Annotated in this window: 21 protein-coding genes and 1 pseudogene; 18 read left to right on the top strand and 4 right to left on the bottom strand. The window is 67.3% G+C overall.

Annotated features, from left to right (window positions below):
- Positions 1–67: 67 nt before the first annotated feature.
- A complete protein-coding gene (locus tag RN629_RS10230) occupies positions 68–2323 on the bottom strand; it encodes a glycoside hydrolase family 3 N-terminal domain-containing protein (protein WP_407035144.1) in 2256 nt (751 codons plus the stop codon).
- A 246-nt stretch (positions 2324–2569) separates the two neighbouring features.
- Between RN629_RS10230 and RN629_RS10225 the strand changes: the two genes are divergently transcribed.
- The 3 genes from RN629_RS10225 to RN629_RS10215 all read left to right on the top strand — a co-directional run bounded on the left by RN629_RS10225 (position 2570) and on the right by RN629_RS10215 (position 8288).
- Positions 2570–3634: a LacI family DNA-binding transcriptional regulator gene (locus RN629_RS10225; protein ID WP_407035143.1), complete on the top strand. Its 1065-nt coding sequence runs from the start codon at positions 2570–2572 to the stop codon at positions 3632–3634.
- 4 nt (positions 3635–3638) lie between these two features.
- On the top strand, positions 3639–6722 hold the full coding sequence (locus tag RN629_RS10220; protein WP_407035142.1) for a TonB-dependent receptor: 3084 nt from the start codon (positions 3639–3641) through the stop codon (positions 6720–6722).
- A 90-nt stretch (positions 6723–6812) separates the two neighbouring features.
- Positions 6813–8288, top strand: a complete 1476-nt coding sequence (locus RN629_RS10215; RefSeq protein ID WP_407035141.1) for a glucoamylase family protein — start codon at positions 6813–6815, stop codon at positions 8286–8288.
- Between the two features lie 186 nt (positions 8289–8474).
- Here RN629_RS10215 and RN629_RS10210 read toward each other — a convergent pair whose 3' ends face one another.
- On the bottom strand, positions 8475–9938 hold the full coding sequence (locus RN629_RS10210; protein ID WP_407035140.1) for a helicase HerA domain-containing protein: 1464 nt from the start codon (positions 9936–9938) through the stop codon (positions 8475–8477).
- 71 nt (positions 9939–10009) lie between these two features.
- Between RN629_RS10210 and RN629_RS10205 the strand changes: the two genes are divergently transcribed.
- The 4 genes from RN629_RS10205 (at position 10010) to ruvA (ending at position 12634) form a co-directional block, all read left to right on the top strand.
- Positions 10010–10549, top strand: a complete 540-nt coding sequence (locus RN629_RS10205; RefSeq protein ID WP_407035139.1) for a DUF1003 domain-containing protein — start codon at positions 10010–10012, stop codon at positions 10547–10549.
- A gap of 27 nt (positions 10550–10576) precedes the next feature.
- Positions 10577–11320, top strand: coding sequence for a YebC/PmpR family DNA-binding transcriptional regulator (locus tag RN629_RS10200; protein WP_407035138.1), 744 nt, complete (start codon positions 10577–10579; stop codon positions 11318–11320).
- 101 nt (positions 11321–11421) lie between these two features.
- Positions 11422–11940 (top strand): crossover junction endodeoxyribonuclease RuvC, encoded by a 519-nt coding sequence (ruvC, locus tag RN629_RS10195; protein ID WP_407035137.1) that lies wholly within the window; start codon positions 11422–11424, stop codon positions 11938–11940.
- Positions 11941–12034: 94 nt separating this feature from the next.
- A complete protein-coding gene (gene ruvA, locus RN629_RS10190; RefSeq protein ID WP_407035136.1) occupies positions 12035–12634 on the top strand; it encodes a Holliday junction branch migration protein RuvA in 600 nt (199 codons plus the stop codon).
- 27 nt (positions 12635–12661) lie between these two features.
- Here ruvA and RN629_RS10185 read toward each other — a convergent pair whose 3' ends face one another.
- Positions 12662–13555 (bottom strand): 2-hydroxyacid dehydrogenase, encoded by an 894-nt coding sequence (locus tag RN629_RS10185; RefSeq protein WP_407035135.1) that lies wholly within the window; start codon positions 13553–13555, stop codon positions 12662–12664.
- A 189-nt stretch (positions 13556–13744) separates the two neighbouring features.
- Here RN629_RS10185 and ruvB point away from each other — a divergent pair, with 189 nt between their 5' ends.
- The 7 genes from ruvB (at position 13745) to RN629_RS10150 (ending at position 21637) form a co-directional block, all read left to right on the top strand.
- Entirely contained in the window at positions 13745–14770 is a 1026-nt protein-coding gene (gene ruvB / locus RN629_RS10180; protein WP_407035134.1) for a Holliday junction branch migration DNA helicase RuvB, read from the top strand.
- Positions 14771–14845: 75 nt separating this feature from the next.
- Positions 14846–15811, top strand: coding sequence for an oxygen-dependent tRNA uridine(34) hydroxylase TrhO (gene trhO / locus RN629_RS10175; RefSeq protein WP_407035133.1), 966 nt, complete (start codon positions 14846–14848; stop codon positions 15809–15811).
- 65 nt (positions 15812–15876) lie between these two features.
- The gene (locus RN629_RS10170) at positions 15877–18378 is read left to right on the top strand and encodes a penicillin-binding protein 1A (protein ID WP_407035132.1); all 2502 of its coding nucleotides are present in this window, start codon (positions 15877–15879) and stop codon (positions 18376–18378) included.
- A gap of 67 nt (positions 18379–18445) precedes the next feature.
- Positions 18446–19573, top strand: coding sequence for a peptide chain release factor 2 (prfB, locus tag RN629_RS10165; protein ID WP_407035131.1), 1128 nt, complete (start codon positions 18446–18448; stop codon positions 19571–19573).
- Positions 19563–20324, top strand: a complete 762-nt coding sequence (locus RN629_RS10160) for a class I SAM-dependent methyltransferase (protein WP_407035130.1) — start codon at positions 19563–19565, stop codon at positions 20322–20324. The genes prfB and RN629_RS10160 overlap by 11 nt, the downstream gene beginning before the upstream one ends.
- A 117-nt stretch (positions 20325–20441) precedes the next feature.
- Positions 20442–20888 (top strand): hypothetical protein, encoded by a 447-nt coding sequence (locus tag RN629_RS10155; RefSeq protein WP_407035129.1) that lies wholly within the window; start codon positions 20442–20444, stop codon positions 20886–20888.
- A 29-nt stretch (positions 20889–20917) separates the two neighbouring features.
- Entirely contained in the window at positions 20918–21637 is a 720-nt protein-coding gene (locus tag RN629_RS10150; RefSeq protein ID WP_407035128.1) for a TorF family putative porin, read from the top strand.
- Between the two features lie 48 nt (positions 21638–21685).
- Here the strand turns inward: RN629_RS10150 and RN629_RS10145 are convergent, their stop codons facing one another.
- Positions 21686–22069: a JAB domain-containing protein gene (locus RN629_RS10145; protein WP_407035127.1), complete on the bottom strand. Its 384-nt coding sequence runs from the start codon at positions 22067–22069 to the stop codon at positions 21686–21688.
- 109 nt (positions 22070–22178) lie between these two features.
- On the opposite strand from RN629_RS10145, the gene RN629_RS10140 reads away from it, so the two are divergent.
- The 4 genes and pseudogenes from RN629_RS10140 to RN629_RS10125 all read left to right on the top strand — a co-directional run bounded on the left by RN629_RS10140 (position 22179) and on the right by RN629_RS10125 (position 25608).
- Positions 22179–22973, top strand: coding sequence for a thymidylate synthase (locus RN629_RS10140; RefSeq protein ID WP_407035188.1), 795 nt, complete (start codon positions 22179–22181; stop codon positions 22971–22973).
- Positions 22970–23440, top strand: a pseudogene (locus tag RN629_RS10135) (dihydrofolate reductase); the annotation flags it as partial. The gene RN629_RS10140 and the pseudogene RN629_RS10135, both read left to right, overlap by 4 nt.
- Before the next feature lie 175 nt (positions 23441–23615).
- Positions 23616–24638, top strand: a complete 1023-nt coding sequence (locus RN629_RS10130) for a GGDEF domain-containing protein (protein ID WP_407035126.1) — start codon at positions 23616–23618, stop codon at positions 24636–24638.
- A 31-nt stretch (positions 24639–24669) separates the two neighbouring features.
- Positions 24670–25608: a bifunctional riboflavin kinase/FAD synthetase gene (locus RN629_RS10125; protein WP_407035125.1), complete on the top strand. Its 939-nt coding sequence runs from the start codon at positions 24670–24672 to the stop codon at positions 25606–25608.
- Positions 25609–25627: the final 19 nt, after the last annotated feature.

Genomic DNA, 25627 nt, shown 5'->3' with positions numbered 1-25627 from the left:
CGAAGGCTCGGCCGGACGTCCGGATTGAGCCGGCCCACGCAGCCCTCTGACTTGACTTCGCTGGCGGTCAGGTCAGAGTGAACGTGCCCGCAAGTCCTTCGGCCTCAGCCGATGGTGCGACCCAAAGGCGAAAGGCGCCGGGTTCCGTGGTCGGCGCCAGCCCGCGGTCGATGAAGGACAGATCCGCGCGGGTGAGGGCGAAGGTCACCTCCTGACGCGCGCCTGGCGCAAGGGTGACGCGGGTGAAAGCCTTCAGCACCCGCACCGGTTGGGTGACGCTGGCGACGACGTCGTGGATATAGAGCTGGACCACCTCGGTCGCCGTCATGCGGCCCGTATTGGTGATCGTCGCGCGGATCGTCAGCGGCGTGTCGGCCAGCGTCTTGCTGCTCAGGCGAAGGTCCGAATAGACCATGTTGCCATAGGTCAGGCCGTGCCCGAACGCAAACAATGCACTGTTCGGATAGTCGCGAAAATGTGCCTTATAGGGCTGAAGCGTCCCCGGCGGGTTGGGCCGGCCGGTGTTGCGGTGCGCATAATAATAGGGCACCTGCCCGCTGGCGCGCGGGAAGGACACCGGTAGTCGCGCGGAAGGTGACACTATGCCGAACAATATGTCGGCGATGGCCGGGCCGTCCTGCGAGCCGAGGAACCATGTCACCAACAAGGCGGGTGCCTTCGCCACCGCGCCGCTCAGCGCGAGCGCCCGCCCGGTGCGCAGCAGCACGACATAGGGTTTGCCGGTCGCGGCGATCGCCTCGGCGAGGGCCTGTTGCTCTGCGGGCACGACGATCTCGGTGCGCGACTGTGCCTCGCCCGACATATTCTGGGTTTCGCCGATCGCGAGCACGACGATATCGGCGGCGCGCGCTGCGGCGACCGCGCGCGCCAAATTGCTACCGTCGTCCATGGTGGTGTCGGGCACGGTTTCACGCACTGCAGTGACCAAGTCCACCGCCTCGCGATCGGTGCCATAGACATTCCATGGCCCGATCAGATCATGGCCGCCGCCCGCGAACGGCCCGATCAGCGCGATCCTCTTTCCGGAGCGGGGCAGGGGGAGCACCTCGCCCTCGTTGCGGAGCATGACGATGCTGCGCGCGCCCGCCTCGCGCGCCAGCGCCAGCGTCTCGGGGGGCCGCAATCGTGCTTTTTCGCGCGCCGGGTCGATGCGGCGGAAGGGATCGTCGAACAGCCCCAACGCAACCTTGAACGCCAGCACGCGTCGCACGGCCTCGTCGAGCCGCGCCAGTGGCACCTCGCCCTTCTCGACCAGATCGGGAAGATATTTGAGATAAAGCCCGCTTTGCATCGACATGTCCACGCCTGCGAGAAAGGCAAGACGCGCCGCGTCACGGCCGTCTTTGGCGAACCCATGCGCGATCAGTTCCTCGTCGCCCGTATAATCGGAAACGACCAGCCCGCCAAAGCCCCACTCCTTGCGAAGAATCGTGTCGAGGAGCCACGAGTTGGCCGTCGCGGGAATCCCCGACAGATCATTGAACGATGCCATCACGGTCGGTGCGCCCGCCGCGAAGGCTGCCTGAAAAGGCGGGAAATAGATGTCGCGTAGGGTCCGTTCCGACACATCGACGCTGTTATAGTCCAGCCCGGCCTCGCCCGCGCCATAGGCGACGAAGTGCTTGGCGCAGGCCGCGACGGCGTCCGGTGCGGCAAGCCCGCTACCCTGAAAACCCTCGACGCGAGCGGCCGCCATCAGGCGGCTGAGCAGCACATCCTCACCTGATCCCTCGACGCCCCGGCCCCAGCGCGCGTCGCGGGCGATGTCGACCATCGGCGCGAAGGTCCAGTCGATCCCCGAGGCCGAAGCCTCGACCGCCGCCGCGCGCGCAGTGCGGCGCGCCAGATCGGGGTCGAAGCTCGCCGCTTCGGCGAGCGGGACCGGAAAAACGGTGCGCAGGCCATGGATGACGTCGGCGGCGAACAGCAGCGGAATTTTGAGCCGCGAGCGGTGCACCGCCTCGGTCTGCATCCGCCGCGCCATCTCCGCACCATTGCCGTTGAAGACGCCGGTCAGCTCGCCCCGGCGGACCATGCGCAATTGCGCATCGAAGCTCGACGCCGCGCCCGCCGGGTTGAGCGAGATAGCGGCGCCCCCCGCCCAAGCAGCGGCCAAAAGATTGAGTTGCCCAGCCTTTTCGACAAGCGTCATTTGCGAGATCAGCGCCTCGACGGATGCGGGAAGCGGGCGTGCGTCCATGATGGCGAACAGCGCCCGTGCCGGACTAGCCGACCATGCCAGCGCCGCACCAGCGCCCGCCAGCCATGCACGCCGCGATATCCGCCGATCCTGACCGTTCATCCTCCTCCCTTTCGTCTTCATTGACGCGTTATCTACGTCGCGGCCGGGGACTCGATCCGGGTTCCTGCTTTCTCTCCACCTCGGTCGCTGAGGTCAGCAAATACAGGGCCTTGGATCACATTGCCGGCGACGGTCGGGATAGCGCCCAGCTGAACAGTCAGCCAATTGATTGTCATTCCTGGGTCATGTAAGCGGTTTCTGTAAGCGGTTACAAGCCCGCGAAACAGAGAGGATGCTTCGTCGACCATGTCGTCCGACCGAACCGACTTGGTTCCTGCCGCTGTACCGGCGGCGCGTGGCGCGCACGCGACGATCCATGACGTGGCGCGGGTGGCAGGTGTCTCGGTCGCGTCGGTGTCGAGGGTGTTCAATGGGCGCGATCATGTTCGCGCGGCGATGTGCGCGCGCGTCGAAGAGGCTGCGGCGCAGCTCGGCTATGTCCCCCACGCAGGTGCACGCAGCCTCAGCATGGCGCGGACCGGCGCGATCGGGGTGGTGCTGCCCGATCTGCATGGCGAATTCTACTCGGAACTGCTGCGTGGCATGGACCGTGAGGCGAGCATGCGCGGACTGGGGCTGTTGCTGACCGTGCTCCACGAGGGGCGCGGGGTCGATACCCTGGCGGGGCTTCGCGGGCAGGTCGACGGGCTGGTGGTGATGGCGCCGGAACTCGATCCGGCAGTCCTCGCCCGGCATATGCCGCGCGGGCCAGCGGCCGTGTTCCTGGCGTGCGCCCCGCAGGATGGCAGCCTGAATCTGCGTATCGATAATCACGGTGGGGCCGCAGCCGCGGTTGCGCATCTGGCGGCTGGAGGGGCGAAGCGGATCGTCCATATCTCCGGCCCCGGGAACAATTTCGACGCGCAGGAGCGCCGCGCTGGCGCCGAGGCGGCCGCCTCGGCGGCGGGGGTGGCGCTGAGCGTGATCGAGGGTGATTTTCACGAGGCCAGCGGGACCAAGGTCGGCGACCGCGTCGCGGCGAGAACGCTGCAGGCTGATGCGATCTTTGCGGCAAACGACATGATGGCGATCGGCGCGCTGATGGCGTTGAAGCGCCACGGTATCGCCGTGCCGGAGCAGGTGGCGGTCGCCGGGTTCGACGACATCCCGCTGGCGCGGCTTGTGAACCCGGCGCTGACCAGCGTCGCGATCGATATCGCGGCGATGGGCGCGCGCGCGGTGGCGCATCTTGCCGAGCAGATCGCAGCGAAGCGCGAACGGCCTTTGGAAGGCCGAGTTACCACGGCGGACGAGGTGATCGTGCCGCATCTGATGGTGCGTGAGACAACAAGAGAAACGGGCAGGGGATAGAGATATGAAGAGGAACGCTTTCAGGCTGGCGCTCGCGGGCGCGACGATTCTGGCGGGGCTGGGAACCGCGACGATGTGGAGCGTGCCCGCTGCGGCGCAGGCCGGACAGGCCGCGTTGCGCGGCGTGATCCGCAGTGCACCCGACAATCCCGTGCAGGACGTGACCTTGATCGAGGCCGATACCGGTTTTCGCCGCACCGTCGTGCCCGGCGCGGACGGCAGCTACAACTTCCCGTCTCTGCGAGCAGGCGCGTACCGGCTGGAGATACGCCTCAAGCAGGGCACGCGCAATTCCGATCAGTTCACGCTGCGTGTCGGGCAGAATGCCGGGCTGGACCTTGACCTGACGACCGCGCCGGCGCCTGCGCAGCCCGCGCCCGGCGACAACACCGCTGGCGAAACCGCGCCGCCGCCTGCCGAGGCGCAGCAAGGCGACATCATCGTCACTGGTAGCCGCATCCGCTCGCTGTCCGGCGGCCAGGTCGGCATCAACATCACTCCAAGGCTGATCGAGCAGTTGCCGCAGAACAGCCGCAACTTCCTGGCCTTCGCCGATCTCGCGCCGGGCGTGCGCTTCCTCGAAAGCGCCGACGGCAGCTCGCGCATCCAGGGCGGGGCGCAAGGGAGCAACTCGGTCAACGTCTTCATCGACGGCGTCAGCCAGAAGGATTATGTGCTGCGCGGCGGCCTGACGGGGCAGGACAGCTCGCCCGGCAACCCGTTCCCGCAGCTCGCGATCGGCGAGTATCAGGTGCTGTCGTCGAACTACAAGGCGGAACTGGACCAGGTCAGCTCGGTCGCGATCATCGCGGGCACCAAGTCGGGCACCAACGAATTCCATGGCGAAGGCTTTTTCGACTTCACCAACCAGAATCTGCGCGACCGTCGCCCGACCGAGATCTTCCCCACCAAGATCGCCAAGATCCCCTCGGAGGACAAGCAGTTCGGCGTCGCGCTGGGCGGGCCGATCGTCAAGGACGTCGCGCATTTCTTCGTCAGCTATGAGGGCAAGCGGCGGCAGGTGCCGATCGACATCCTGCCGACCAACGGCGTCGCGGTGTCCAGCCTGCCCGCGCAGTATCGCGACATCTTCGGCTCGTTCAACTCGACATTCCGCCAGGATCTGTATTTCGGCAAGCTCGACCTCGAGCCGACCGACAAGGACCTGATCGAGCTGACCGGCAAATATCGCAACGAGACGGGCGTGCAGATCGGCAACGGCAATGCCGCCTTCTCGACCCGCACCCTGAGCAAGGTGAACGAGAAGCGCGGTATGCTGCGCTGGCAGCACACCGAGGACCAGTGGATCAACGACGTGCGCGTCTCCTATGAGGATGTCGCCTGGTCGCCGCAGCCCGCCGAGAGCGGCATCGGGCAGCAGTTCCGCACCACGACGCGCAACGGCGCCAGCGTGTCGACCTTCAACCTGTTCCGCACGGGCGCCGGGCTCGGCTTCCAGGACAAGGGGCAGAAGGGCTGGACCGTCCAGGACGACTTTACCTGGACCGGGGTGGAGAACCACACGTTCAAGGTCGGCGCGAAGGCGAAATGGGTGACGCTCAACTCGCTCGAACAGAACCTGATCAACCCGCTCTATCTCTATGACACCACCCTGCCGTCGGCGAGCGGGTTCAACGACCAGACCCCCTACAGCCTGCAATTCGGCGCAAATGGCAGCCTGGGCGATCCGCGCATCCGCTCCAAGAACTTCCAGCTCGGCCTGTATGCGCAGGACGATTGGGACGTGACCGACCGGCTGACGCTGAACCTCGGCCTCCGCTGGGATTATGAGCGGACCCCGGCGTTCCTGAACTATGTGACCCCCGCCGAGAACGTCAACGCGGTGTCCCCGGCGAACTATCCCAACCTCGTCAACGCCGATTACAAGATCAGCGATTATATCTCGACCGGCAACAACCGGAAGGCGTTCAAGGGTGCGTGGCAGCCGCGCGTCGGCTTCACCTATCGCCTGGACGAGCAGGGCCGGTTCGCGGTGTTCGGCGGCTATGGCCGATCCTATGACCGAAACCAGTTCGACTTCCTGCAGCAGGAACTGGCCAATGGCCGTTTCCAACGTCGCGAGTTCCTGTTCCAGGGGGCCGACACGATCAATCCGTGTACACCGGGACCCAACTGCATTCCCTGGAACCCGGTCTATCTGACCGAGGCTGGCCGCCAGCAGCTGATCGGCAATGGCGGCCCGGGCGGGCGCGAGTTCCGCTTCATCAACAACGACTTGAAGGTCCCCTATTCGGACCAGTTCAGCCTGGGCGTTCGCGGGCGGTTCAATCCGGTCGAGCTTGAGGTCGGCTATACGCGGATCGTCAGCAAGGACGGCTTCGTCTATCTGCTCGGCACGCGCCGCCCCGACGGGTCGTTCTTCGCGCCGTCGCCGACCACCGGCGCGCCGCAGGGGCCGAACACCAGCTTCGCCCCGAGCGGTTACGGCGCGATCATCCTGGGCGACAACGGGCTGGAGACGCGCGCGGACTCGGCCTATGCCAAGCTGACCAAGGCCTATTCGGCCGCTTCGCCGTGGAGCATCGACGCCACCTATACCTTCACGGCGGCGGTCGATAACCGACCCAACAACGACCAGTCCTCCTACTTCCTGCTCGATTTCCCCAAGGCCTCGGACTATCCGATGCTGCGTTCGGGCGTGGTGCCGCGTCACCGCTTCGTCGTGGCGGGCAGCGTCGACACGCCGCTGGGCGTCACCATGTCGGCGAAGTTCCAGATCGAGAGCCCGACCTTCCAGCGCGCGCTGCTCGACACGTCCAACCCCTATCAGCGGACGCTGGTGGGTTCTGAAGTGTTCGGGCTGGGCGATCGCTGGGGCCGTCGCCAGCTCGACCTGGCGTTCACCAAATATGTGCCGCTCAAGTTCATCAGCGACGCGACGCGCGTTCGCTTCCGCGTCGACATCATCAACGCGATGAACGACCGCAATTACGTCGACTATAACAACGACCCGAGCGACACGACGCGCACGCCCGGCTCGCCGAGCATCTACCGGGAAGTGTCGACCTACAGCATTGGTGGCAATCCGCCGCGCACGGTGAAGCTGTCGGCCGGTTTCAACTTCTGATGGCGGATCGTCATCCCGGCCTTGTGCCGGGGTGACGGCCTGACTGGCCGCAGGGACGGTTGAAAATGACAGGAGAGGACGCCTGATCGCATGACGTTCGACCGACGCGATATCCTGCGCGCCGCCGCGCTCGGCGGGGCGGGGTGGCTGGCGGGATGTACCGCCGGGCCGCTCGCGCCAAAACGCGCGCCGCAGATGGCCTTCCCCGGGGTGCTGCCGAAGATCGGCACTACTCCGGCGAGCGCCAGCGACCCGCTGATGGACGATATCCAGCGGCGTACCGTCAGCTATTTCTGGAACACCACCGATCAGGTGACGGGGCTCGCGCCCGATCGCTGGCCGACGCCCAGTTTCGCCTCGATCGCGGCGGTCGGCTTTGCCCTGACCACCTATCCGATCGCGGCGACGCGTGGTTGGATCACGCGGGCGGCTGCGGCGCAGCGTACGCTGGCGACGTTGCGCTTCTTCGCGAACGCGCCGCAGGGCCCCGACAAGGAGGGAATGAGCGGCTATAAGGGCTTTTTCTATCATTTCCTGGGCGTCACCAAGGGGTATCGCTTCGCCAAGACCGAGCTGTCGACGATCGATACCGCATTGTTGCTGGGCGGCGTTCTCTTTGCGCAGACATGGTTCGACGATGAAACCGAGCCCGCAGAGCGGGAAATCCGGGTGCTGGCCGACCAACTCTACCGCGCGGTCGAATGGGATTGGATCACGCCGCGCAAGCCGTTCATCTCGATGGGATGGCACCCTGAGAGCGGGTTTATCGGCTCGGACTGGAATATCTATAACGAGAGTCTCATCCTCTACGTTCTTGCGCTCGGCTCGCCGACGCATGCGCTGCCGCCCACGACATGGGACGCATGGACCGCCAAGTTCGACCCGTCCTGGGACGAGAAATATGATGACCCGTTCACCGCTTTCCCGCCCTTGTTCGGGCATCAATATAGCCAGGTGTGGATCGACTTTCGTGGCCTCATGGACACCTACTCTAAACGGCGCGGGTTCGGGTATTTCGAGAACAGCCGCCGCGCGACCTATGCGCAGCGCCGCTATGCGATCAACAATCCTGGGCGTTGGCGCGGCTATGGCGAGAATGTCTGGGGACTGACCGCATGCGACGGGCCGGGCGACTTCGTCCGCGAAATCGACGGTCGCAATCGTGAATTCTTCTCCTACTCTGCGCGGGGCCCTGGCGACCGCGACGACGGGACGCTCGCGCCGACCGCTGCACTCGGATCGGTGGCATTCGCACCGGAAATCGTGCTGCCTGCAGTGCGTGCGATGTATTCGACCTATGGCACCGCGATCTACGACCGCTACGGCTTTCGCGACAGCTTCAATCCGACGCTGACGCTGAGAGACGTCAAGCTTCAGCATGGCAAGGTGGTGCCCTATATCGGTTGGGTCGCAGACGATTATCTCGGCATCGACCAAGGGCCGATCGCGTGCATGATCGAAAACTGGCGCAGCGGAATGATCTGGAAGACGATGCAGAAGAACCCGTATATCCGCACCGGGCTTATGCGCGCCGGGTTCAAGGGCGGCTGGCTTTCAGCCGCATAGGTGATTGGCCTTTATGGTGGATTTTGTGGAGTCGCCGCGAACGCCGCGAATGGTCTTCGATGGCATCGATTTCGCCATTGCACCCTCGCGGGGCATATGCCCGTTTCGGGCCGACACGGGCATCGCCTCGTCTTCGCATTCGTCGCTGACCCACTACCCGGTTGGCCTTTCGTCCCGGGTCACCTGTCATCCCATCTCCGCTGGCTGGGTCGTCCAGCCCAGCCGCGGAATCGTGATCGACCGCTTGCCCGTCAGGTCGGTGCGGCACACGAACAGGTCACGGCTCTCGATATAGGCGATCAGCCGCTTCACCCGGCCCAGCGAGCTGGTGCCATAGGTCTCGGCGATCTTGGTGTCCGGCGGGCAGGGCAGCCCCTCGCGTGCCGCGCGTGCGACCAGCAGGAAAGCGCCCAGCATGTCGTCGGGCAGCATGCCCGCCAGCGCCAGCGCCTCCTGCCAGTCAGGGTCGCTGATGTCGAAAATCCCGGCCCGTGCACAGGATAGCCGCCGGGCAAAGCCGTTCAGGTCGAGCGGCGGGCGCGCGAGACCGGCCATCCGGCACCGCACCTGAAAATCCTGGAACAGGACCGAGGCGGGGCGGAAGGTCGATTCGGGATCCTCGACGATCGCGCGGAGCACCTGTTCATACACGGCCTCGACCTCGGCCTCGTCCATGTCGGGCGCGGGCGGCGCGGCGGTGGTCGGCAGCGGCGGGCGGCCCAGATCCGCCATCAGTTCCTCGGCGGGCACCCGCCGCGGGCGCGGGTCGAAGGTCATCGGCAGGGTCGGTGCTTCCTCGACCGGGGCGAAGAGCAGTTCCTGCAGATCGGGCGGCGGCGCGTCGGGCAGCGGGGTCAGCTTGGGGCTGCCCGAGCGGGCCGAGGTTTCGACCGCGCCGATCTTCACCGTGATCGGCCGCCGGGACACCGCCGGCCCCAGCGCCAGGAAGGTGCCGCGCGCCAGGTCGCGGATCGAATCGGCCTGCCGCCGCTCCATGCCGAGCAGATCGGCCGCGCGCGCCATGTCGATGTCGAGGAAGGTGCGGCCCATCAGGAAGTTGGACGCCTCGGCCGCGACATTCTTGGCGAGCTTGGCGAGCCGCTGTGTCGCGATCACGCCCGCCAGCCCGCGCTTGCGTCCGCGACACATCAGGTTGGTCATCGCGGAGAGCGAGGCACGGCGGACCTCCTCGGTCACTTCGCCGCCGGTCGTGGGGGCGAAGAGCTGGGCCTCGTCCACCACCACCAGCGCGGGATACCAATGTTCGCGTGGCGCGTCGAACAGCGCGTTGAGGAAGGTCGCGGCGCAGCGCATCTGCCCCTCGATCTCCAGTCCTTCCAGACTCAGCACCACCGAGGCGCGGTGTTCGCGGATCCGCGCGCCGAACCGGCCGACCTCGCGCTCGGCATAGTCGCCCGCCTCGATCACGACATGGCCATAGGCCTTGGACAAGGTGACGAAATCGCCCTCGGGGTCGATCACCACCTGCTGCACCTGGCCCGCCGATTTCTCCAGCAGGCGGCGCAGCAGATGCGACTTTCCCGACCCGGAATTCCCCTGCACGAGCAGGCGGGTCGCCAGAAGCTCCTCAAGATCGATCGGCACCGGCGAGCCTCGCTCGTCGGTTCCCATATCCACGCGTACCGTCATGACTCTGGCGTTTGGCCGATCAACGCCCCAAGGAGCAAGGCATTTGATTCCTGCTGACGGAACCCTGCTTCATGGCCCTTTCCAGCCCTACCGAAACCGCCCGCCGCGCGCTGGGCAAACCCCTTGCCGACCTGGATGAAGAAGAACGGCAGGTCCTGATCGACATCGAGTCGGGCAGCATCAGCACGCGGGACGTGGCCGATGCCGCGGACGAAACCGCGACACTGGGCGAAAAACTGGCCGACCGGGTGGCGGCGGTGGGCGGAAGCTGGGGCTTCATCATCGGGTTTTCGGTGATCCTGCTGGGCTGGATGCTGCTCAATTCCGATGTGCTGGGCTATTTCGGGCTGGCCTTCGATCCCTATCCCTACATCTTCCTCAACCTGATGCTGTCCACGCTGGCGGCGATCCAGGCGCCGGTCATCATGATGAGCCAGAATCGGCAGGCGTCGAAGGACCGGCTGGCCGCCAGCCTGGACTATCCCACCAATTTGCGCGCCGAGATCGACATATTGCGGCTGCACCACAAGCTCGACGTGACGGTCATCGAACGACTCGATAGTCTGGAGGCGAAGATCGACGGGTTGGCAAAGACCCTTGCGCGGTCGTAGAGAGCGCGATCATTTCAAGAGGCACCGATGGCAGGCCACAGCAAATTCAAGAACATCATGCATCGCAAGGGCGCGCAGGATAAGAAGCGCTCCGCGGCATTCTCCAAGCTTTCGCGCGAAATCACCGTCGCGGCGAAGATGGGCACGCCCGACCCGGACATGAATCCGCGTCTGCGCGCCGCCGTCAACGCGGCCAAGGCGGCCTCGATGCCCAAGGACAATATCGCACGCGCCATCGACAAGGCGACGCGCGGCGATGGCGAGAATTACGAGGAAATCCGCTATGAGGGCTTCGGCCCGGGCGGTGTCAGCCTGATCATCGAGGCGCTGACCGACAATCGCAACCGCACCGCGACCAATGTCCGCACCGCCGTATCGAAGAATGGCGGCAATCTGGGCACGGCGGGTTCGGTCAGCCACGGCTTCGACCGGATGGGCCTGATCAACTATCCGGCCAGCGCGGGCGATGCCGAAAAGGTGTTCGAGGCGGCGCTGGAAGCCGGGGCGGAAGACGTGACCTCGTCGGAGGACGGGCACGAAATCTGGACCGCGCAGGCCGACCTGCACGAAGTCGCCAAGGCGCTGGAGCCCGTGCTGGGCGAGGCGGAGGGCGCCAAGCTCGCCTGGCGGCCGCAGACGATCGTGGCGGTCGATGAAGCGGCGGCGGCGACGCTGTTCAAGCTGATCGACACGCTGGACGATGACGACGACGTCCAGACCGTCTGGGGCAATTACGAAGTCTCCGACGAAATCATGGAAAAGCTGGCCTGAATTCCACTTCTCCCCGGGCCGCGTCCGGGGAGGGGGGGCCGCCGGGCATCGCCCGGTGGTGACGGGGCCGCGCCGCAGCATCGCCCCTCCGAAAGATCGACATGCCCCTTGCGCCCGCCATCATCCTCGGCCTCGATCCCGGTCTCGGCACCACCGGCTGGGGGGTGATCGCCGCGGAGGGCAATCGCCTTCGCCATGTCGCCAACGGCCAGATCAAGACCGAGCCGTCGATGCCGCTGCCGCGTCGCCTCGCGAACCTGCACGCCGCGCTCTACGACGTGATCCGCCAGCAGCAGCCCGACGGCGCGGCGGTGGAAGAGGTGCTGGGCAACAGCAATGCGCAATCCACGCTGAAGCTTGGCCAGGCGCGCGGCATCGTCCTGCTCGCGGCAGCGCAGGCGGGGCTGATCGTTGGCGAATATCATCCCAGCATCGTGAAGAAGGCGACGGTGGGCACCGGCGGCGCGGACAAGAAGCAGGTGCAGGCGATGGTCGGGCATCTGCTGCCCGGCGTGAAGCTGACCGGGCCCGATGCCGCGGATGCGCTGGCGGTGGCGATCACCCATGCGCATCATCTGGCCAGCGCGCGGGCGATGCAGCGGCGCGCTTCGGCGGTCTGAACGGGACGCGCCCCGGCCTCGGGGTGATATTGCAAGGCGCGGGCGTGGTGGTCGGGGGAGTGACGAAATCCCCGCTTTGTTCTAATCGAGGCGCATGATCGCGCATCTCAAGGGACGTTTGGAAGCCACGGGCATCGACCATGCGGTGATCGATGTCGGGGGAGTCGGCTATCTGGTCGGCGCGTCGGCGCGCACGCTGTCGGCGATCGGGCCGGTGGGCGAGGCGGCGATGCTGCATACCGAGATGCTGGTGTCCGAGGATTCGATCCGGCTGGTCGGGTTCGCCAGCGCCGATGAGCGCGACTGGTTCCGCCTGTTGACCGGCGTGCAGGGCGTCGGTGCCCGGGTGGCGCTCGCCATCCTCTCCGCGCTGGAGCCCGCCGACCTGATGCGCGCGATCGCCAGCGGCGACAAGGCGATGGTCGCGCGCGCCAATGGCGTCGGGCCGAAACTGGCCCAGCGGATCGTCATGGAGTTGAAGGACAAGGTTGGCGGCATCGTGCTGGCCCCCGGATCGGGCGGCGGCCCGGCCACCCCCGTCGGGGCCGGAGCGGATGCGGTGTCCGCGCTGCTCAACCTGGGTTTCCGCCCGGCCGAGGCGAGCGCGGCAGTCGCGGCGGCCGAAGAGGAACTGGGCGCGACGGCGACGCTTGACGCGCTGGTGCGCCTGGCGCTGCGCAAGGCCGCGAAATAGGGCCGCGAATCGGGCGGGGCCGCTGGCCTAGGCCAACAATCCGGGCGGCACGTCCCCGGTGAAATGCGCATGCAGATTGGCCAGGACCATGTCCGCCATCGCGGCACGCGCCTCCCGCGTCGCGCTCCCCTGATGGGGGGCGAGCACCACATGGTTCATCCGGCGTAGCGCGGGCGGCACATCGGGTTCGTCGGCGAAGACGTCCAGCCCGGCCCCGGCGATGCGATGATGGTCGAGCGCGGCGACCAGCGCCGGTTCGTCGACCAGGCTGCCCCGCGCGATATTGACCAGGACGCCCTGCGGGCCCAGCCGTTCGAGGATCGCGGCATCGACCGCCCGCCGCGTCGCCGCGCCACCGGGGGCAGCGAGGATCAGCACATCGCTTTCGGTCGCCAGTTGCGCCAGATCGGGGACGAAGCGCCATGGCACCGGCTTGGCCGAGCGCGCGGTGTACAGGATCTCGGCGGCGAAGGGTTCGGCCCGCCGCGCAATGGCCTGGCCGATCCGGCCCATGCCGAACAGCCCCATGCGTCGGCCGCTCGCCCGTCGCCCCAGTGGCACCGTCCAGCCGCCCATGCGCACCACGCGGTCATTGGCCGCGATCCGGCGCTCGACCGCCAGCCACAGCGCCATCGCCTGGTCCGCGACATCCTCCGACAGGATATGCGGGGTCAGCGCGATCCGGATGCCGCGCGCCGCCGCCGCCTCGCCGTCGATGCCGTCATGGCCGACGCCGTGCACCGCGATGATCTCCAGCGCGGGCAGTCGCGCGATCAGCGCGGCATCGACCCGCATCATCCCGCCGCCGACGATCGCGCGGGTCGAGGGTGGCGGGGTATCGCGGTGCAACGCATAGCGATCGGCCAGCGCGCCTTCGAGCGCGGGCGGGATCGCGGTGGCAAGGAAGATATCGGGCTTCATGGGTTTCATTCTACTGCGATTCGCCGTGCGAGTCCGATCGGGAATCCTCCGTGGTATCCGCGCGGCTGCGGAGCGCAATTCGCAACTGTCCCCGATGGCCGGGCGATGCTATGTTCGTGCAATGTTCGCCCTTGCCACGATTATCGCCGCGCTCGACATCCGCGTCGCCCAGCCGCTAGGGGCGGCGGCGTGACCGACCAAGATCGCCTGTTGTCCGCCAGCCGCCGTCCCGAGGATGTCGATGCCGCGCTTCGCCCCAAGAGCCTCGACGAATTTGTCGGGCAGCAGGCGGCGCGCGACAATCTGCGCGTCTTCATCCAGGCGGCGCGGGGGCGCGGCGATGCGCTCGATCATGTGCTGTTCTTCGGCCCGCCGGGACTGGGCAAGACGACGCTGGCGCAGATCATCGCGCGCGAGATGGGCGTCGGCTTCCGCGCGACCTCGGGCCCGGTCATCGCCAAGTCGGGCGACCTCGCCGCGCTGCTGACCAATTTGGAGGACGGCGATGTCCTGTTCATCGACGAGATCCACCGCCTGCAACCCGCGGTCGAGGAAGTGCTGTATCCCGCCATGGAGGACCGCGTCCTCGACCTGATGATCGGCGAGGGGCCGTCGGCGCGGTCGGTGCGGATCGACCTGCCGCGCTTCACCCTGGTGGGGGCGACCACGCGGCAGGGGCTGTTGACCACGCCGCTGCGCGATCGGTTCGGTATTCCCGTGCGCCTGCAATTCTACACGGTCGAGGAACTGACCCGCGTCGTCACCCGCGCCGCCTATCTGCTGGACCTGCCGATCGCCGAGGACGGCGCGATCGAGATCGCGCGCCGCTCCCGCGGTACCCCGCGCATCGCCGGACGCCTGCTGCGCCGGGTCCGCGATTTCGCCAGCGTGGCGGGGCATGAGATCGTCCATGCGGCGGCGGCGGACCAGGCGCTCAACCGGCTGGAGGTCGACGCGATGGGCCTGGACGCGATGGACCGGCGCTATCTGACGATGATCGCCGACGTCTATCGTGGTGGCCCGGTGGGGGTGGAGACGCTCGCGGCTGGCCTGTCCGAACCGCGCGACACGATCGAGGAAGTGATCGAGCCCTTTCTGATCCAGCTTGGCCTGCTGGCGCGGACCGCGCGCGGACGGATCCTGAACGCCGGGGGATGGAAGCATCTCGGGCTGAACCCGCCGGTCGGGACTCAGGACGGGTTGTTCGATGGGTGATCGGTAGAGGCGCGCCGTTCGCGGCATGGGCGACGCATCTGGCCCCATGCCCGGCATCGGCGTAAGGGCCCCGTCATGATCCGCGTTTGTGCCCTTTACCGTTTCGCCAGTTTCCCCGATCCCGCCGCGCTTCGCGGGCCATTGCTCGCCATTGCCGAGGCGAACGGCATTCGCGGCACGCTTCTTCTCGCGCGTGAAGGAATCAACGGCACGATCGCGGGGACGCAGGCCGGGATCGAGGCGGTGCTGGATCATATCCGCACATTGCCCGGCTGCGCCGATCTGGATTTCAAGGACTCGACCGCCGAGACGATGCCGTTCCACCGGATGAAGGTGCGGTTGAAGCGCGAGATCGTGTCCATGGGGGTCGAGGGGATCGATCCCCGGCGCGAGGTCGGAACCTATGTCGCGCCGGACCAGTGGAACGCGCTGATCGCCGATCCGCGCACCGTCCTGATCGACACGCGCAACGATTATGAGGTCGCGATCGGTACCTTCAACGGTGCGGTCGACCCGGGGACCAGGAGCTTTCGGGATTTTCCGCGCTGGTTCCGCGAGAATCGCGAGGAACTGCTGGCGGGCAAGACCCAGGTCGCGATGTTCTGCACCGGCGGCATACGCTGCGAAAAGGCGACCGCGTTCCTGAAGGCGGAAGGGGTGGAGGACGTCTTCCACCTCGATGGCGGCATCCTGAAATATCTGGAAACGATGCCCGTCGCGGAGAGTCGCTGGCAGGGCGAGTGTTTCGTCTTCGACGCGCGCGTGGCGGTGGGCCATGGGCTGGAGCAGGGCCGCCACGCGCTGTGCCATGGTTGCCGGATGCCGGTCAGCCCGGCGGATCGCGCCTCGCCGCTCTATGTCGAGGGGGTGAGCTGCCCCGCCTGTCACGGCACGCGCGACGCCGCGCGGCTGGCCGCCTATGCCGAGCGGCACCGGCAGGAGCGGTTGGCGGCGGCGCGCGGACAGGCGCATGTGGGCGCGCGGTTCCTGCCGCACGACGCGGCGCAGACCGCGCCACGCGACGAACTGCCGACGCCCTGACGCCCAAGTGAAGGCAAGCGGGTGGCAAGAAAGGGCGAACCTGCTACACGGGCGGCGATATCATCATGCCCGCTTCGTCCTCCCACCCGTCCGAATCCCCCGAAACCGCGCTGCCGCGTCGGCGGCTCTGGAGTCGTTGGTGGGTGAAGCTGCTCGCCGCGCTGGCGGTGCTGGCGGCGATCGGCGCGGGGGTGTTCTGGCTGTTGTTCATGCGCGACCTGCCCTCGGTCGATGCGCTCAAGGCCTATGAGCCGCCGCTCCCCACCCATGTGCGCGGCGCCGATGGCACGCCGATCCAGTCCTATGCGCGCGAACGCCGGGTCGAGCTGTCGTTCAATGAATATCCGCCGCTCCTCGTCCGCGCCTTCCTGGCGGCCGAGGACAAGAACTTTTTCGAACATGGCGGCGTCGACTATCCCGGCCTGGCGGGCGCGGTGCTGGACTATGCGAAGAAATGGGGCACGGGGCGGCGCGCGCGCGGCGGCTCGACCATCACGCAGCAGGTCGCCAAGAACCTGCTGATCGGCAACGCCTATTCCCCGACGCGCAAGGTGCGCGAGGCGATCCTGGCGTATAAGATCGAGGATACGCTGACCAAGCCGCAGATCCTGGAACTGTATCTCAACCAGATCGCGCTGGGACGGAATGCCTTTGGCGTCGAGGCGGCGGCCCATGCCTATTTCGACAAGGAACTGAACGAGCTGACGCTCGGCCAGATGGCCTATCTGGCGGTGCTGCCCAAGGGGCCGTCCAATTACGATCCGATCCGCCATGCCGATCGCGCGCTGGAGCGGCGCGGCTATGTGCTGGGCGAGATGCTGCGCAACAATTTCATCACCCGCGCACAATATGACGCGGCGATGGCCGAGCCGCTGGGCACGGTGCTGCGCCGTACCCCCAAATACGCGCAGGTCGGCGGCTATTTCGTCGAGGAGGTGCGCCGCCAACTGATCAAGCAATTCGGCGAGACGTCCGAATCGGGGCCGCACAGCGTCTATTCGGGCGGCCTGTGGGTCCGCACCTCGCTCGACACGCGGTTGCAGGATCTGGCGACCGAGGCGTTGCGCGACGGGCTGGTTCGGTTCGAGGGCGGGCGCGGCTGGCCGGGGCCGATCCGCCATGTCGATCTGGACGGCGACAATTGGCAGCAGGCGCTGCTCAACACCAATATCGCGCTCGACTATCGCGACTGGCGCGCGGCCATCATTGTCGCGAGGAACAGTGGTGAGGCGACGATCGGCTTTGCCAATGGCCGTACCGGCACGCTGCCGCGCTCGGGGGCGCTGATGCCGCGCCGGGGGACGGCGGCGACCGCGTTCAGCGCGCTCAACCCCGGCGACATCATCGCGGTCGCGCCGGAGGGGGCCGGCTTCGGCCTGCGCTCGATCCCGCGCATCTCGGGCGGCTTCGTGGTCGAGGAGCCCGCGACGGGCCGCGTGCTGGCGATGCAGGGTGGCTTCGACGCGCGGCTCGGCGCGTTCAACCGCGCGACCCAGGCGCAGCGCCAGCCGGGCTCGACGATCAAGCCGATCGTCTATTCGGCGGCGCTCGACCATGGCATGACCCCGGCCTCGATCATCGTCGACGGGCCGTTCTGCGTCGATCAGGGCGCCAATCTGGGCACCAAATGCTTCCGCAATTTCGGCAATTCGGCGGGGGCGGGGCCGCATACGATGCGCTGGGGCATCGAGCAGTCGCGCAACCTGATGACGGTGCGCGCCGCCGCCACGGTCGGCATGAAGAATGTCGTCGCCACGATCAAGCAGATGGGGATCGGCGATTTCCCGCCCTATCTCGCCTATGCGCTGGGCGCGGGCGAGACGACCGTGGCGCAGATGGTCAACGCCTATGCGATCCTGGCCAATAACGGCCGGGGTGGCGCGCCGTCGCTGATCGACTTCGTGCAGGACCGGCACGGCAAGGTGATCTGGCCGGAGAATTGGCGCGGCTGCGACCGGTGCAACATGGCCGATTATGACGGGAAGCCGATGCCGCGTCCCGTCTCGCACCAGCGCCAGGTGCTGGATGCGATGACCGCCTATCAGATGGTGCACATCACCGAGGGCGTGGTGCAGCGTGGCACGGCGACGGGCCTGCGCGATCTCGACCGGCCGATGTTCGGCAAGACCGGGACCAATAACGGCCCGACCGATGTGTGGTTCGTCGGCGGCACCCCGCAATTCGTCGGCGGCCTCTATATCGGATATGATCATCCGCGCTCGCTGGGCGGCTATGCGCAGGGCGGGACGATCGCCGTGCCGATCTTCCACCAGTTCGCGCAGAAGGCGTATGAGGGGCTCGACAAGCTGCCCTTCCGCGCCGCGCCGGGCATTCGCATGGTGCGGATCGACCGGGCGAGCGGACGGCCGGTCTACGGCACCTTTCCGACCGGCAACGATCCCAAGCCCGCGGTGATCTGGGAAGCGTTCAAGCCGGAAAGCGAGCCGCGCCGCCGCATCCGTCGCGCCGAACCCGCCGCGCCGGTGGCTCCGACGCCGACCGGCCCCGCCACGCCCGCGCCGCCGCGCGACAGCGATTTCTTGCAAAGAGAAGGCGGAATCTACTAGCCCGCTACCCATATTCGTCTTTCCCCGCCGGAGATGGCGGGGCGGATGACCGATTCGGAGAACACACATGCGCGCCGAAGCGCAGGCTCATGTCGACACCATCAATGACGCCCTGGCGCTGCTGCGCCGCTTCCTCGACTGGGACCGCGCGCTGCGCCGCCTGGACGAGCTGAACGCGCGCGTCGAGGACCAGGCGCTGTGGAACGATCCCAAGCAGGCGCAGGAGGTGATGCGCGAGCGGCGCCGCCTGGACGAGGCGATCACCGCCACGCGCGCGATCGAGAGCGAGCTGTCGGGCACGGTCGAACTGATCGAACTGGCCGAGCTGGAAGGTGACGAGGAACTGGAGAAGGAAGCCGTCACCAGCCTGGGCGAACTCGCCAGGCGTGCCGAGGCCGACAAGGTCAAGGCGCTGCTGGCCGGGGAGGCGGACGCCAACGACACCTATCTGGAAATCAACGCGGGCGCGGGCGGCACCGAGAGCCAGGACTGGGCCGAGATGCTCCAGCGCATGTATACGCGCTGGGCCGAGCGGCATGGCATGAAGGTCGAACTGGTCGATTATCATGCGGGCGAACAGGCGGGGATCAAGTCGGCCACGCTGCTGGTCAAGGGCGAGAATGCCTATGGCTATGCCAAGACCGAATCGGGCGTGCATCGTCTGGTGCGCATCAGCCCCTATGATTCGTCGGCGCGGCGGCACACCAGCTTTTCGTCGGTGTGGGTCTATCCGGTGATCGACGACAATATCGAGGTCGAGATCAACGAGAGCGAGCTGCGCATCGACACCTACCGCGCGTCGGGCGCGGGTGGGCAGCACATCAACACCACCGACTCGGCGGTGCGCATCACCCACCTGCCGACCGGGATCGTGGTGCAGTGCCAGAACCAGCGGTCGCAGCACAAGAACAAGGCCGAGGCGTATAACCAGCTTCGCGCCCGCCTGTACGAGCGCGAACTGGCCGAGCGCGAAGCCGCGGCCAATGCGCAGAATGCGAGCAAGACCGATATCGGCTGGGGCCACCAGATCCGCTCCTATGTCCTCCAGCCCTATCAGTTGGTGAAGGATCTGCGCACCGGTGTGACCTCGACCGCGCCCGGCGATGTGCTGGACGGCGATCTCGATGCCTTCATGGCGGCGGCGCTGTCGCAGCGCGTGACCGGCGAGGCGGTCGCGGTGGAGGATGTCGACTAAGATGCGCGGGCGGGGGACGGCCATCATCCTGGCGGCGGGGATCGCCATCGCGCTGGGGGGCGCGCTGGCGGGCTGCGACGGTTCCAAGCCGCTGATCCGGCAGGATGAGGGCGACAAGCCGGGTCCGTTTCCGACGCCCGATCGGCCGGTGGCGGACGTGGTATCCGCGCGCTGGTCGAGCGAGGACGCGCGCGATCGCCTGCGCGAGGCGGACAAGGTGATGGACCGGGCGGATATCCGTCCCGGCATGACCGTCGCCGATATCGGCGCGGGCGAGGGCTATTACACCGTCCGTCTGGCCCAGCGTGTCGGGATCGAAGGCCGCGTGCTCGCCGAGGATATCGTCGCGGCATGGCGCGACCGGCTGGCCGAGCGTGTCGCGCGCGAACGGCTGGAGAATGTCAGCGTCCGGCTGGGCGAGCCCGCCGACCCCAAATTGCCGCCGCGCAGCTTCGACCGGGTCCTCATGGTCCATATGTATCATGAGATCGACCAGCCCTATGAGTTTCTCTGGCGGCTCTTTCCCGCGCTGAAGCCCGATGGCCTGGTCGTCGTCGTCGATGCCGAACGGCCGACCCGGGCGCATGGCACGCCGCCCGCGCTGTTGAAATGCGAGTTCGAGGCGGTCGGCTTCACCCAGGTTTCGGTTCAGCCGATGCCCTCGGCCGGGGGCTATCTGGCCACCTTCCGCGCGACCGGTCCGCGCCCCGAACCCTCGGGGATCCGCCCCTGCCGCATGCGGCCCAGATAAGTCTCCGCGCCGCTTGCAACCCCCGCCGGGCCTCATGCATTGGTTCGATATCGGCCGCGATCGGTGCCGAACGGCTTGCCGGCCAGGATAAGCCGGGGCCAGCGCAAGGAGATGATGATGAACATGATCGGGATGGCCGGGCTGCTCGTCGGGGCGATGATCGCGTCCGGCGACGGGGCGATCGAGCATCGCACGCAGATGGATCACCATTCGGGGCCGGTCGCGGTCCATTATCGCGCCGATGTCGGCGTGACCCACAAACAGGTTGGCGCGGTCACCACGGGGGGCCGCCCCTCGACCCTGCGTTGCCTGTGGAGCGCCAATGTGACCGTGCATCGCCAAGCGCAGGCGGCGGGTGCGATGCTGACCCGCAGCGCGGCGCGCGACGGCGTGATCGAGGGCAGCCGTCCCGGCTGGTGCAGCACCAATCGCTCCGCCATTGCGCAGGAGGTGGCGCGGCGGCATGACGCGGTCCGCGATCATCTTCAGGCCGTGGCGCAGGAAGATCACGCGATCCTGCGGGCCGAGATGGACCGCCTTCACGCCGAGACACGGAGCGGATGATTTTGAACCACCGAATGGCGGGCCGGGCCATGGCCCTGTTCGCACCCATGATGCTGACCCAGCCGATCGCCGCGCAGGAGCGCCCGGCGATCGGCGTGGAAGTAAACAGCGATGAGAATCGTCGCGGCCTGAGCTGGAGCGAGGGCAAGGTATCGCCCTCCGCCGACATCTTCGTCACGAGGGGTGCGCTGGAGGCAAGCGGCCGGGTGGTCGGCCTGCGCGAATCGGACCGGCATGGCGGCGCGGGCGTGGTCGGCGACCTCACCCTGGGGGCCGGCACCTTTATCGGCCCGGTATCGGTCCGGGGCCGGGTGACCGGGCATCTGTTCGGCGGCGCGGGCTTCAACGCGGATTATTTCGAACTGGGCGGCTCGGCGGCCTATACGCTCGGCCCGGTGCAGGTCGATGCGGGGGCCGATTACGCCCCGTCGCAAAGCGCGATCGGTGGCGACAATCTCTATCTTCACGCGGGCGCGCGGGCCGGGTTGCCCGCCACGCCCTGGACGTTGCTCGCGGGCGTGGGGCATAGCTCGGGCAAGACCGACGACCCGTTCCGCGCGGCGCGGTTGCGGCCCGGCGGCGCCTATACCGACTGGCGGCTCGGCGTGGAGCGTATCACCGGGCCGGTGACGCTGGGGCTGGATTATGTCGGCACCGATGTATCGGAGCGGGCCGCCTCCGCCTTTCCGCTGGCCGATGCCGGCCACTCGGGCGACCGGATTGTCGGGCGGGTGCGCTTCAGCTTCTGAGGGGTATGCGACGGCTGCAATCCTGCCGTCAAAGGCGATGGCCCGGCCCTACATCATCCCCATGTCCCGCAGGCTCACCGTCCCGCCGGGCGCGAGGATCAGATGGTCGAGCACCACCATGTCCAGCATCGCCAGCCCCTGCGCCAGGCGCCGGGTCAGCGCCAGATCGGCGGCGCTGGGGCGGGGATCGCCATCGGGATGGTTGTGCGCGATCAGCAGGCTTCGGGCCGACAGCGCCAGTGCGTCCCGTACGATCCGCGTGACCGGGACGGCGGCCGAGTCGGCCCGGCCCATGGCATGGCGCAAGCCCAACAGGCTCCGATCCGGACCCAGATAGGCGATGCCGACCGCCTCCACCGCGCTCCGGTCGAGCGGCGCGAACAGGCGCAGCGCATCCTGGCGGGTGCCGATCCGAAGGACAGGGCGGGGCAAGCAGGACACATCCCGTCCTGCCGCGCGCGAAGCGGCGATGCAGCCGATGTTGCCGCCGCTCTCGATCCGATGGCTTGGCGCGCGCCCCGCGCGGCGCTACGCCGTTGCGATGCGCCAATATCTCGACCTCATGGACCGGGTGCTGACCCAGGGTGTGCAGCAGATGGACCGCACCGGCACGGGCACGCTGTCGGTCTTCGGCCATCAGATGCGGTTCGACCTGGCACGGGGCTTTCCCGTGCTGACCACCAAGAAGCTGCATCTGCGTTCGATCATCGTCGAACTGCTCTGGTTCCTGCGTGGCGACACCAATGTCCGCTGGCTGCAGGAGCGCAAGGTCAGTATCTGGGACGAATGGGCGGATGAAGCGGGCGATCTGGGCCCCGTCTATGGCAAGCAGTGGCGCGACTGGGCGACCGCCGACGGACGGCATGTCGACCAGATCGCCGAACTGGTGGGGCAGATCCGCACCCAGCCCGCCTCGCGTCGCCAGATCGTGTCGGCCTGGAACCCCGGCGACCTGCACGCGATGGCGCTGGCCCCCTGTCATTGCCTGTTCCAGACGCATGTCGCCAATGGCCGCCTGTCGCTGCAACTCTATCAGCGGTCGGCGGACATCTTCCTGGGGGTGCCGTTCAACATCGCATCCTATGCGCTGTTGACCCATATGCTGGCGCAGCAATGCGATCTGGAGGTGGGCGAGTTCATCTGGACGGGCGGCGACTGCCACCTGTACCTGAACCATCTGGACCAGGCACGGACGCAGCTTGCGCGTGCGCCGGGTGCGCTGCCGCGGCTTGAGATCCTGCGCCGCCCGGATGCGATCGACGGCTATGCGCCGGAGGATTTCGTGCTGCACGATTATGTCGCGCAACCGCATATCAAGGCCGCCGTCGCGGTATGATCACGCTGATCCTCGCCCGTGCGCGCAACGGGGTGATCGGCCGCGATGGCCAACTCCCCTGGCACCTGCCCGCCGATCTCAAGCGGTTCAAGGCGCTGACCATGGGACAGCCGATGATCATGGGCCGCAAGACCTTCGAGAGCTTCCCCGCGCCCCTGCCGGGGCGGCGTCACATCGTGCTGACCCGCGACCCGCACTGGTCGGCGCCGGGGGCCGAGGTGGCGCATGATGTCGACGCCGCGCTGGCGCTGGCAGGCGTGGGGGAGAATCCCGTTGCGGTGATCGGCGGGGCCGAGGTCTTCGCGCTGTTCCTGTCCCGTGCCGATCGCATCGAATTGACCGAAGTCGATCTCGCGCCGGATGGGGATGCGATCGTTCCCTCCTTTGACGGCTGGGAGGAAATACAGCGTCAGGATTGTCCTTCCGTCGATGGAAGGCCGGCTTATGCCTTTGTCTCGCTGCGTCGCCCGGCGGATTTGGCATCGGACCAGATTTGGTTAACCGCCATTAAGGACGATTCTTCGGAAAGAGTGATCCAGATTCCTTAAAGTCCTACTATAATCTGTCCGATGACATTCGACGTCACATCGCAGAACGTGAAAGGGGCGCGGCGATATCGTGGTTGAGCGTTTGCGAATGATCATGGACTGGGGAAGCCACGGGCGTGCGGCGCCGGTCGACCCCGACGGTTTCGATGCGGATCGCGAGGCGCTGAATTTCCTGGACGATCACCGGCTGGCGCGCTCGACCACCAGCTATCGGCTGGCGCTCCAGGCCATATTGCATCCCGACAGTCCGCTGGGGCGCGAGGTGGCCCGCCGCACCGATGGCGGCATCCGTCTGACCGAGGAGGATGTGAAGGCGCTGTGCCCGCTGGTCCGCGAGCAGGAGGGCGAGGGGCGGGGCGCGCTGGAGCGTGACCTGGATGTCCAGGCCGAAAAGCTGGAATCGCTGACCTCCGACGCACGTCAGATCACGAGTGACTTTTCCAGCGACATGGCCGCCCTGTCGCAGGCGCATCATGGTCAGGCCGAGGCCGCGCCCGACAGCCGGGCCATCGCCGCGCTGCTCGAACAACTGATCGCGCGGATTGCCAAGACCGAAAGCGACCTGGCCGAACTGTCGGGCAATATCGCCGCGTTGCGCTCGCGCATCGATCAGCGACCGGGCGATGCGGGGGGCGATGCGGGGATCGACTCGCTGACCGGCGTGATGAGCCCGCTGGGGGCGGAGGGCCTGATCGCCGAACTGCCCACCGCCCCGCATGGCTATGTGGTGGCGACGTGCGGGCTCGACGATCTCGACGGCATTGAGGATCGCTATGGCCGTTCGGTCGCGGACAATGTGCTGCGGGCTTTTGTCTCGACCCTGCGCCAGTCGTGCGACGAAGGCGATATCGTGCGGTGGCAGCCCAACATCTTCCTCGTCATCCTGCGCGGTCGTCCGCTGTCGCAGGCGGCAGCCATGATGGAACAGGCGCGCGCGGCGATGCTGGCGCGCACGCTGCGGCTGCGCGGGTCGGGCGAACCGATCGGCGCGGTCACCCTGTCGGCCGGGCTGGCGGCGGGGGTCGGCGAACCAATGGACGCGGTCTATCAGCGGGCCGAGGCGCTGCGCGCCATCGCCAGCGCCGGGCTGGGCAATCGCGTGGTGTCGCGCGCCTAGCCATATCGGTCGGTCCTGCTATACGCGCGCCATGCAGCGTCTCGATGGCGGCGCGCCGGTTCCGCCGCATCTGGCGGGCGGCATTGTCGCGCTGGGCAATTTCGACGGATTTCATCTCGGCCACCAGGCGGTGGTCGGAGCCGCCGTGGCGCGTGCCCGGTCCGAGGGGCGCCCGGTGCTGGTCGCGACCTTCGACCCGCATCCCATCCGCCATTTCAAGCCCGATGCCGCGCCCTTCCGCCTGACCACGCTCGACCAGCGCGAGCGGCTGTTCGCGGCGGCGGGCGTCGATGCCATGGTGGTGTTCGGCTTTGACGAGGTCCTCGCCGGGTTGAGCGCGGACGCCTTTGTCCAGGAGCGCCTGCTGGCCGGGTTGCGCATCGGCGGCGTCGTGACGGGCGAGGATTTCACCTTCGGGCGCGGGCGTGGCGGCAATGTCGATCGGCTGCGAGACCGGGGACGGACGCTGGGCTTTTCGACCGAGGCGGTCGCGCCGGTCCAGCTGGGCGGAGAAACCGTGTCCTCGAGTCGCATCCGCGCAAAGCTGGTCGCGGGCGACATGCACGCGGCGACGCGGCTGCTGACCCGGCCCTATGCGATCGAAGGCGTGGTCCAGCATGGCGACAAGCTGGGCCGTACCATCGGCTATCCCACCGCCAATCTCGACATGGGCGAATATCTGCGTCCTGCATATGGCATCTATGCCGTGCGGGGGCGGCTGGCGGACGGGCGGGTGCTGGACGGCGCGGCGAATCTGGGCGTTCGGCCCAGTTTCGATCCGCCCAAGGAACTGCTGGAACCCCATTTTTTCGACTTCAGCGGCAATCTGTACGGTCAGCCCTTGGCGGTCGAACTGATCGAGTATCTGCGGCCTGAGGCGAAGTTCGATTCGCTCGACGCGCTGGTCGCGCAGATGGATGCGGATTGCGCCCGCGCGCGGGACATCTTGTCGACGCACAAACCGGCATGACGTATTAACCCAAAGTCGT

Origin of the sequence: Facivitalis istanbulensis, from assembly GCF_040560405.1 — a bacterium.
Taxonomy (GTDB): domain Bacteria; phylum Pseudomonadota; class Alphaproteobacteria; order Sphingomonadales; family Sphingomonadaceae; genus Sphingomonas; species Sphingomonas istanbulensis.
This window is presented reverse-complemented; position numbering and strand designations above follow the sequence as displayed.

Excerpts from the sequence above, each read along its gene's own strand:
- RN629_RS10160 (WP_407035130.1), top strand. The coding sequence starts at position 19,563 with ATGTCGACTAAGATGCGCGGGCGGGGGACGGCCATCATCCTGGCGGCG.
- RN629_RS10140 (WP_407035188.1), top strand. The coding sequence starts at position 22,179 with ATGCGCCAATATCTCGACCTCATGGACCGGGTGCTGACCCAGGGTGTG.
- RN629_RS10230 (WP_407035144.1), bottom strand. The coding sequence starts at position 2,323 with ATGAACGGTCAGGATCGGCGGATATCGCGGCGTGCATGGCTGGCGGGC.
- RN629_RS10150 (WP_407035128.1), top strand. The coding sequence starts at position 20,918 with ATGGCCCTGTTCGCACCCATGATGCTGACCCAGCCGATCGCCGCGCAG.
- RN629_RS10125 (WP_407035125.1), top strand. The coding sequence starts at position 24,670 with ATGCAGCGTCTCGATGGCGGCGCGCCGGTTCCGCCGCATCTGGCGGGC.
- ruvC (WP_407035137.1), top strand. The coding sequence starts at position 11,422 with ATGCCCCTTGCGCCCGCCATCATCCTCGGCCTCGATCCCGGTCTCGGC.
- RN629_RS10225 (WP_407035143.1), top strand. The coding sequence starts at position 2,570 with ATGTCGTCCGACCGAACCGACTTGGTTCCTGCCGCTGTACCGGCGGCG.
- RN629_RS10200 (WP_407035138.1), top strand. The coding sequence starts at position 10,577 with ATGGCAGGCCACAGCAAATTCAAGAACATCATGCATCGCAAGGGCGCG.
- prfB (WP_407035131.1), top strand. The coding sequence starts at position 18,446 with ATGCGCGCCGAAGCGCAGGCTCATGTCGACACCATCAATGACGCCCTG.
- RN629_RS10185 (WP_407035135.1), bottom strand. The coding sequence starts at position 13,555 with ATGAAGCCCGATATCTTCCTTGCCACCGCGATCCCGCCCGCGCTCGAA.
- RN629_RS10170 (WP_407035132.1), top strand. The coding sequence starts at position 15,877 with ATGCCCGCTTCGTCCTCCCACCCGTCCGAATCCCCCGAAACCGCGCTG.
- RN629_RS10130 (WP_407035126.1), top strand. The coding sequence starts at position 23,616 with ATGGACTGGGGAAGCCACGGGCGTGCGGCGCCGGTCGACCCCGACGGT.
- ruvA (WP_407035136.1), top strand. The coding sequence starts at position 12,035 with ATGATCGCGCATCTCAAGGGACGTTTGGAAGCCACGGGCATCGACCAT.
- trhO (WP_407035133.1), top strand. The coding sequence starts at position 14,846 with ATGATCCGCGTTTGTGCCCTTTACCGTTTCGCCAGTTTCCCCGATCCC.
- RN629_RS10220 (WP_407035142.1), top strand. The coding sequence starts at position 3,639 with ATGAAGAGGAACGCTTTCAGGCTGGCGCTCGCGGGCGCGACGATTCTG.
- RN629_RS10155 (WP_407035129.1), top strand. The coding sequence starts at position 20,442 with ATGAACATGATCGGGATGGCCGGGCTGCTCGTCGGGGCGATGATCGCG.
- RN629_RS10215 (WP_407035141.1), top strand. The coding sequence starts at position 6,813 with ATGACGTTCGACCGACGCGATATCCTGCGCGCCGCCGCGCTCGGCGGG.
- RN629_RS10210 (WP_407035140.1), bottom strand. The coding sequence starts at position 9,938 with ATGACGGTACGCGTGGATATGGGAACCGACGAGCGAGGCTCGCCGGTG.
- RN629_RS10205 (WP_407035139.1), top strand. The coding sequence starts at position 10,010 with ATGGCCCTTTCCAGCCCTACCGAAACCGCCCGCCGCGCGCTGGGCAAA.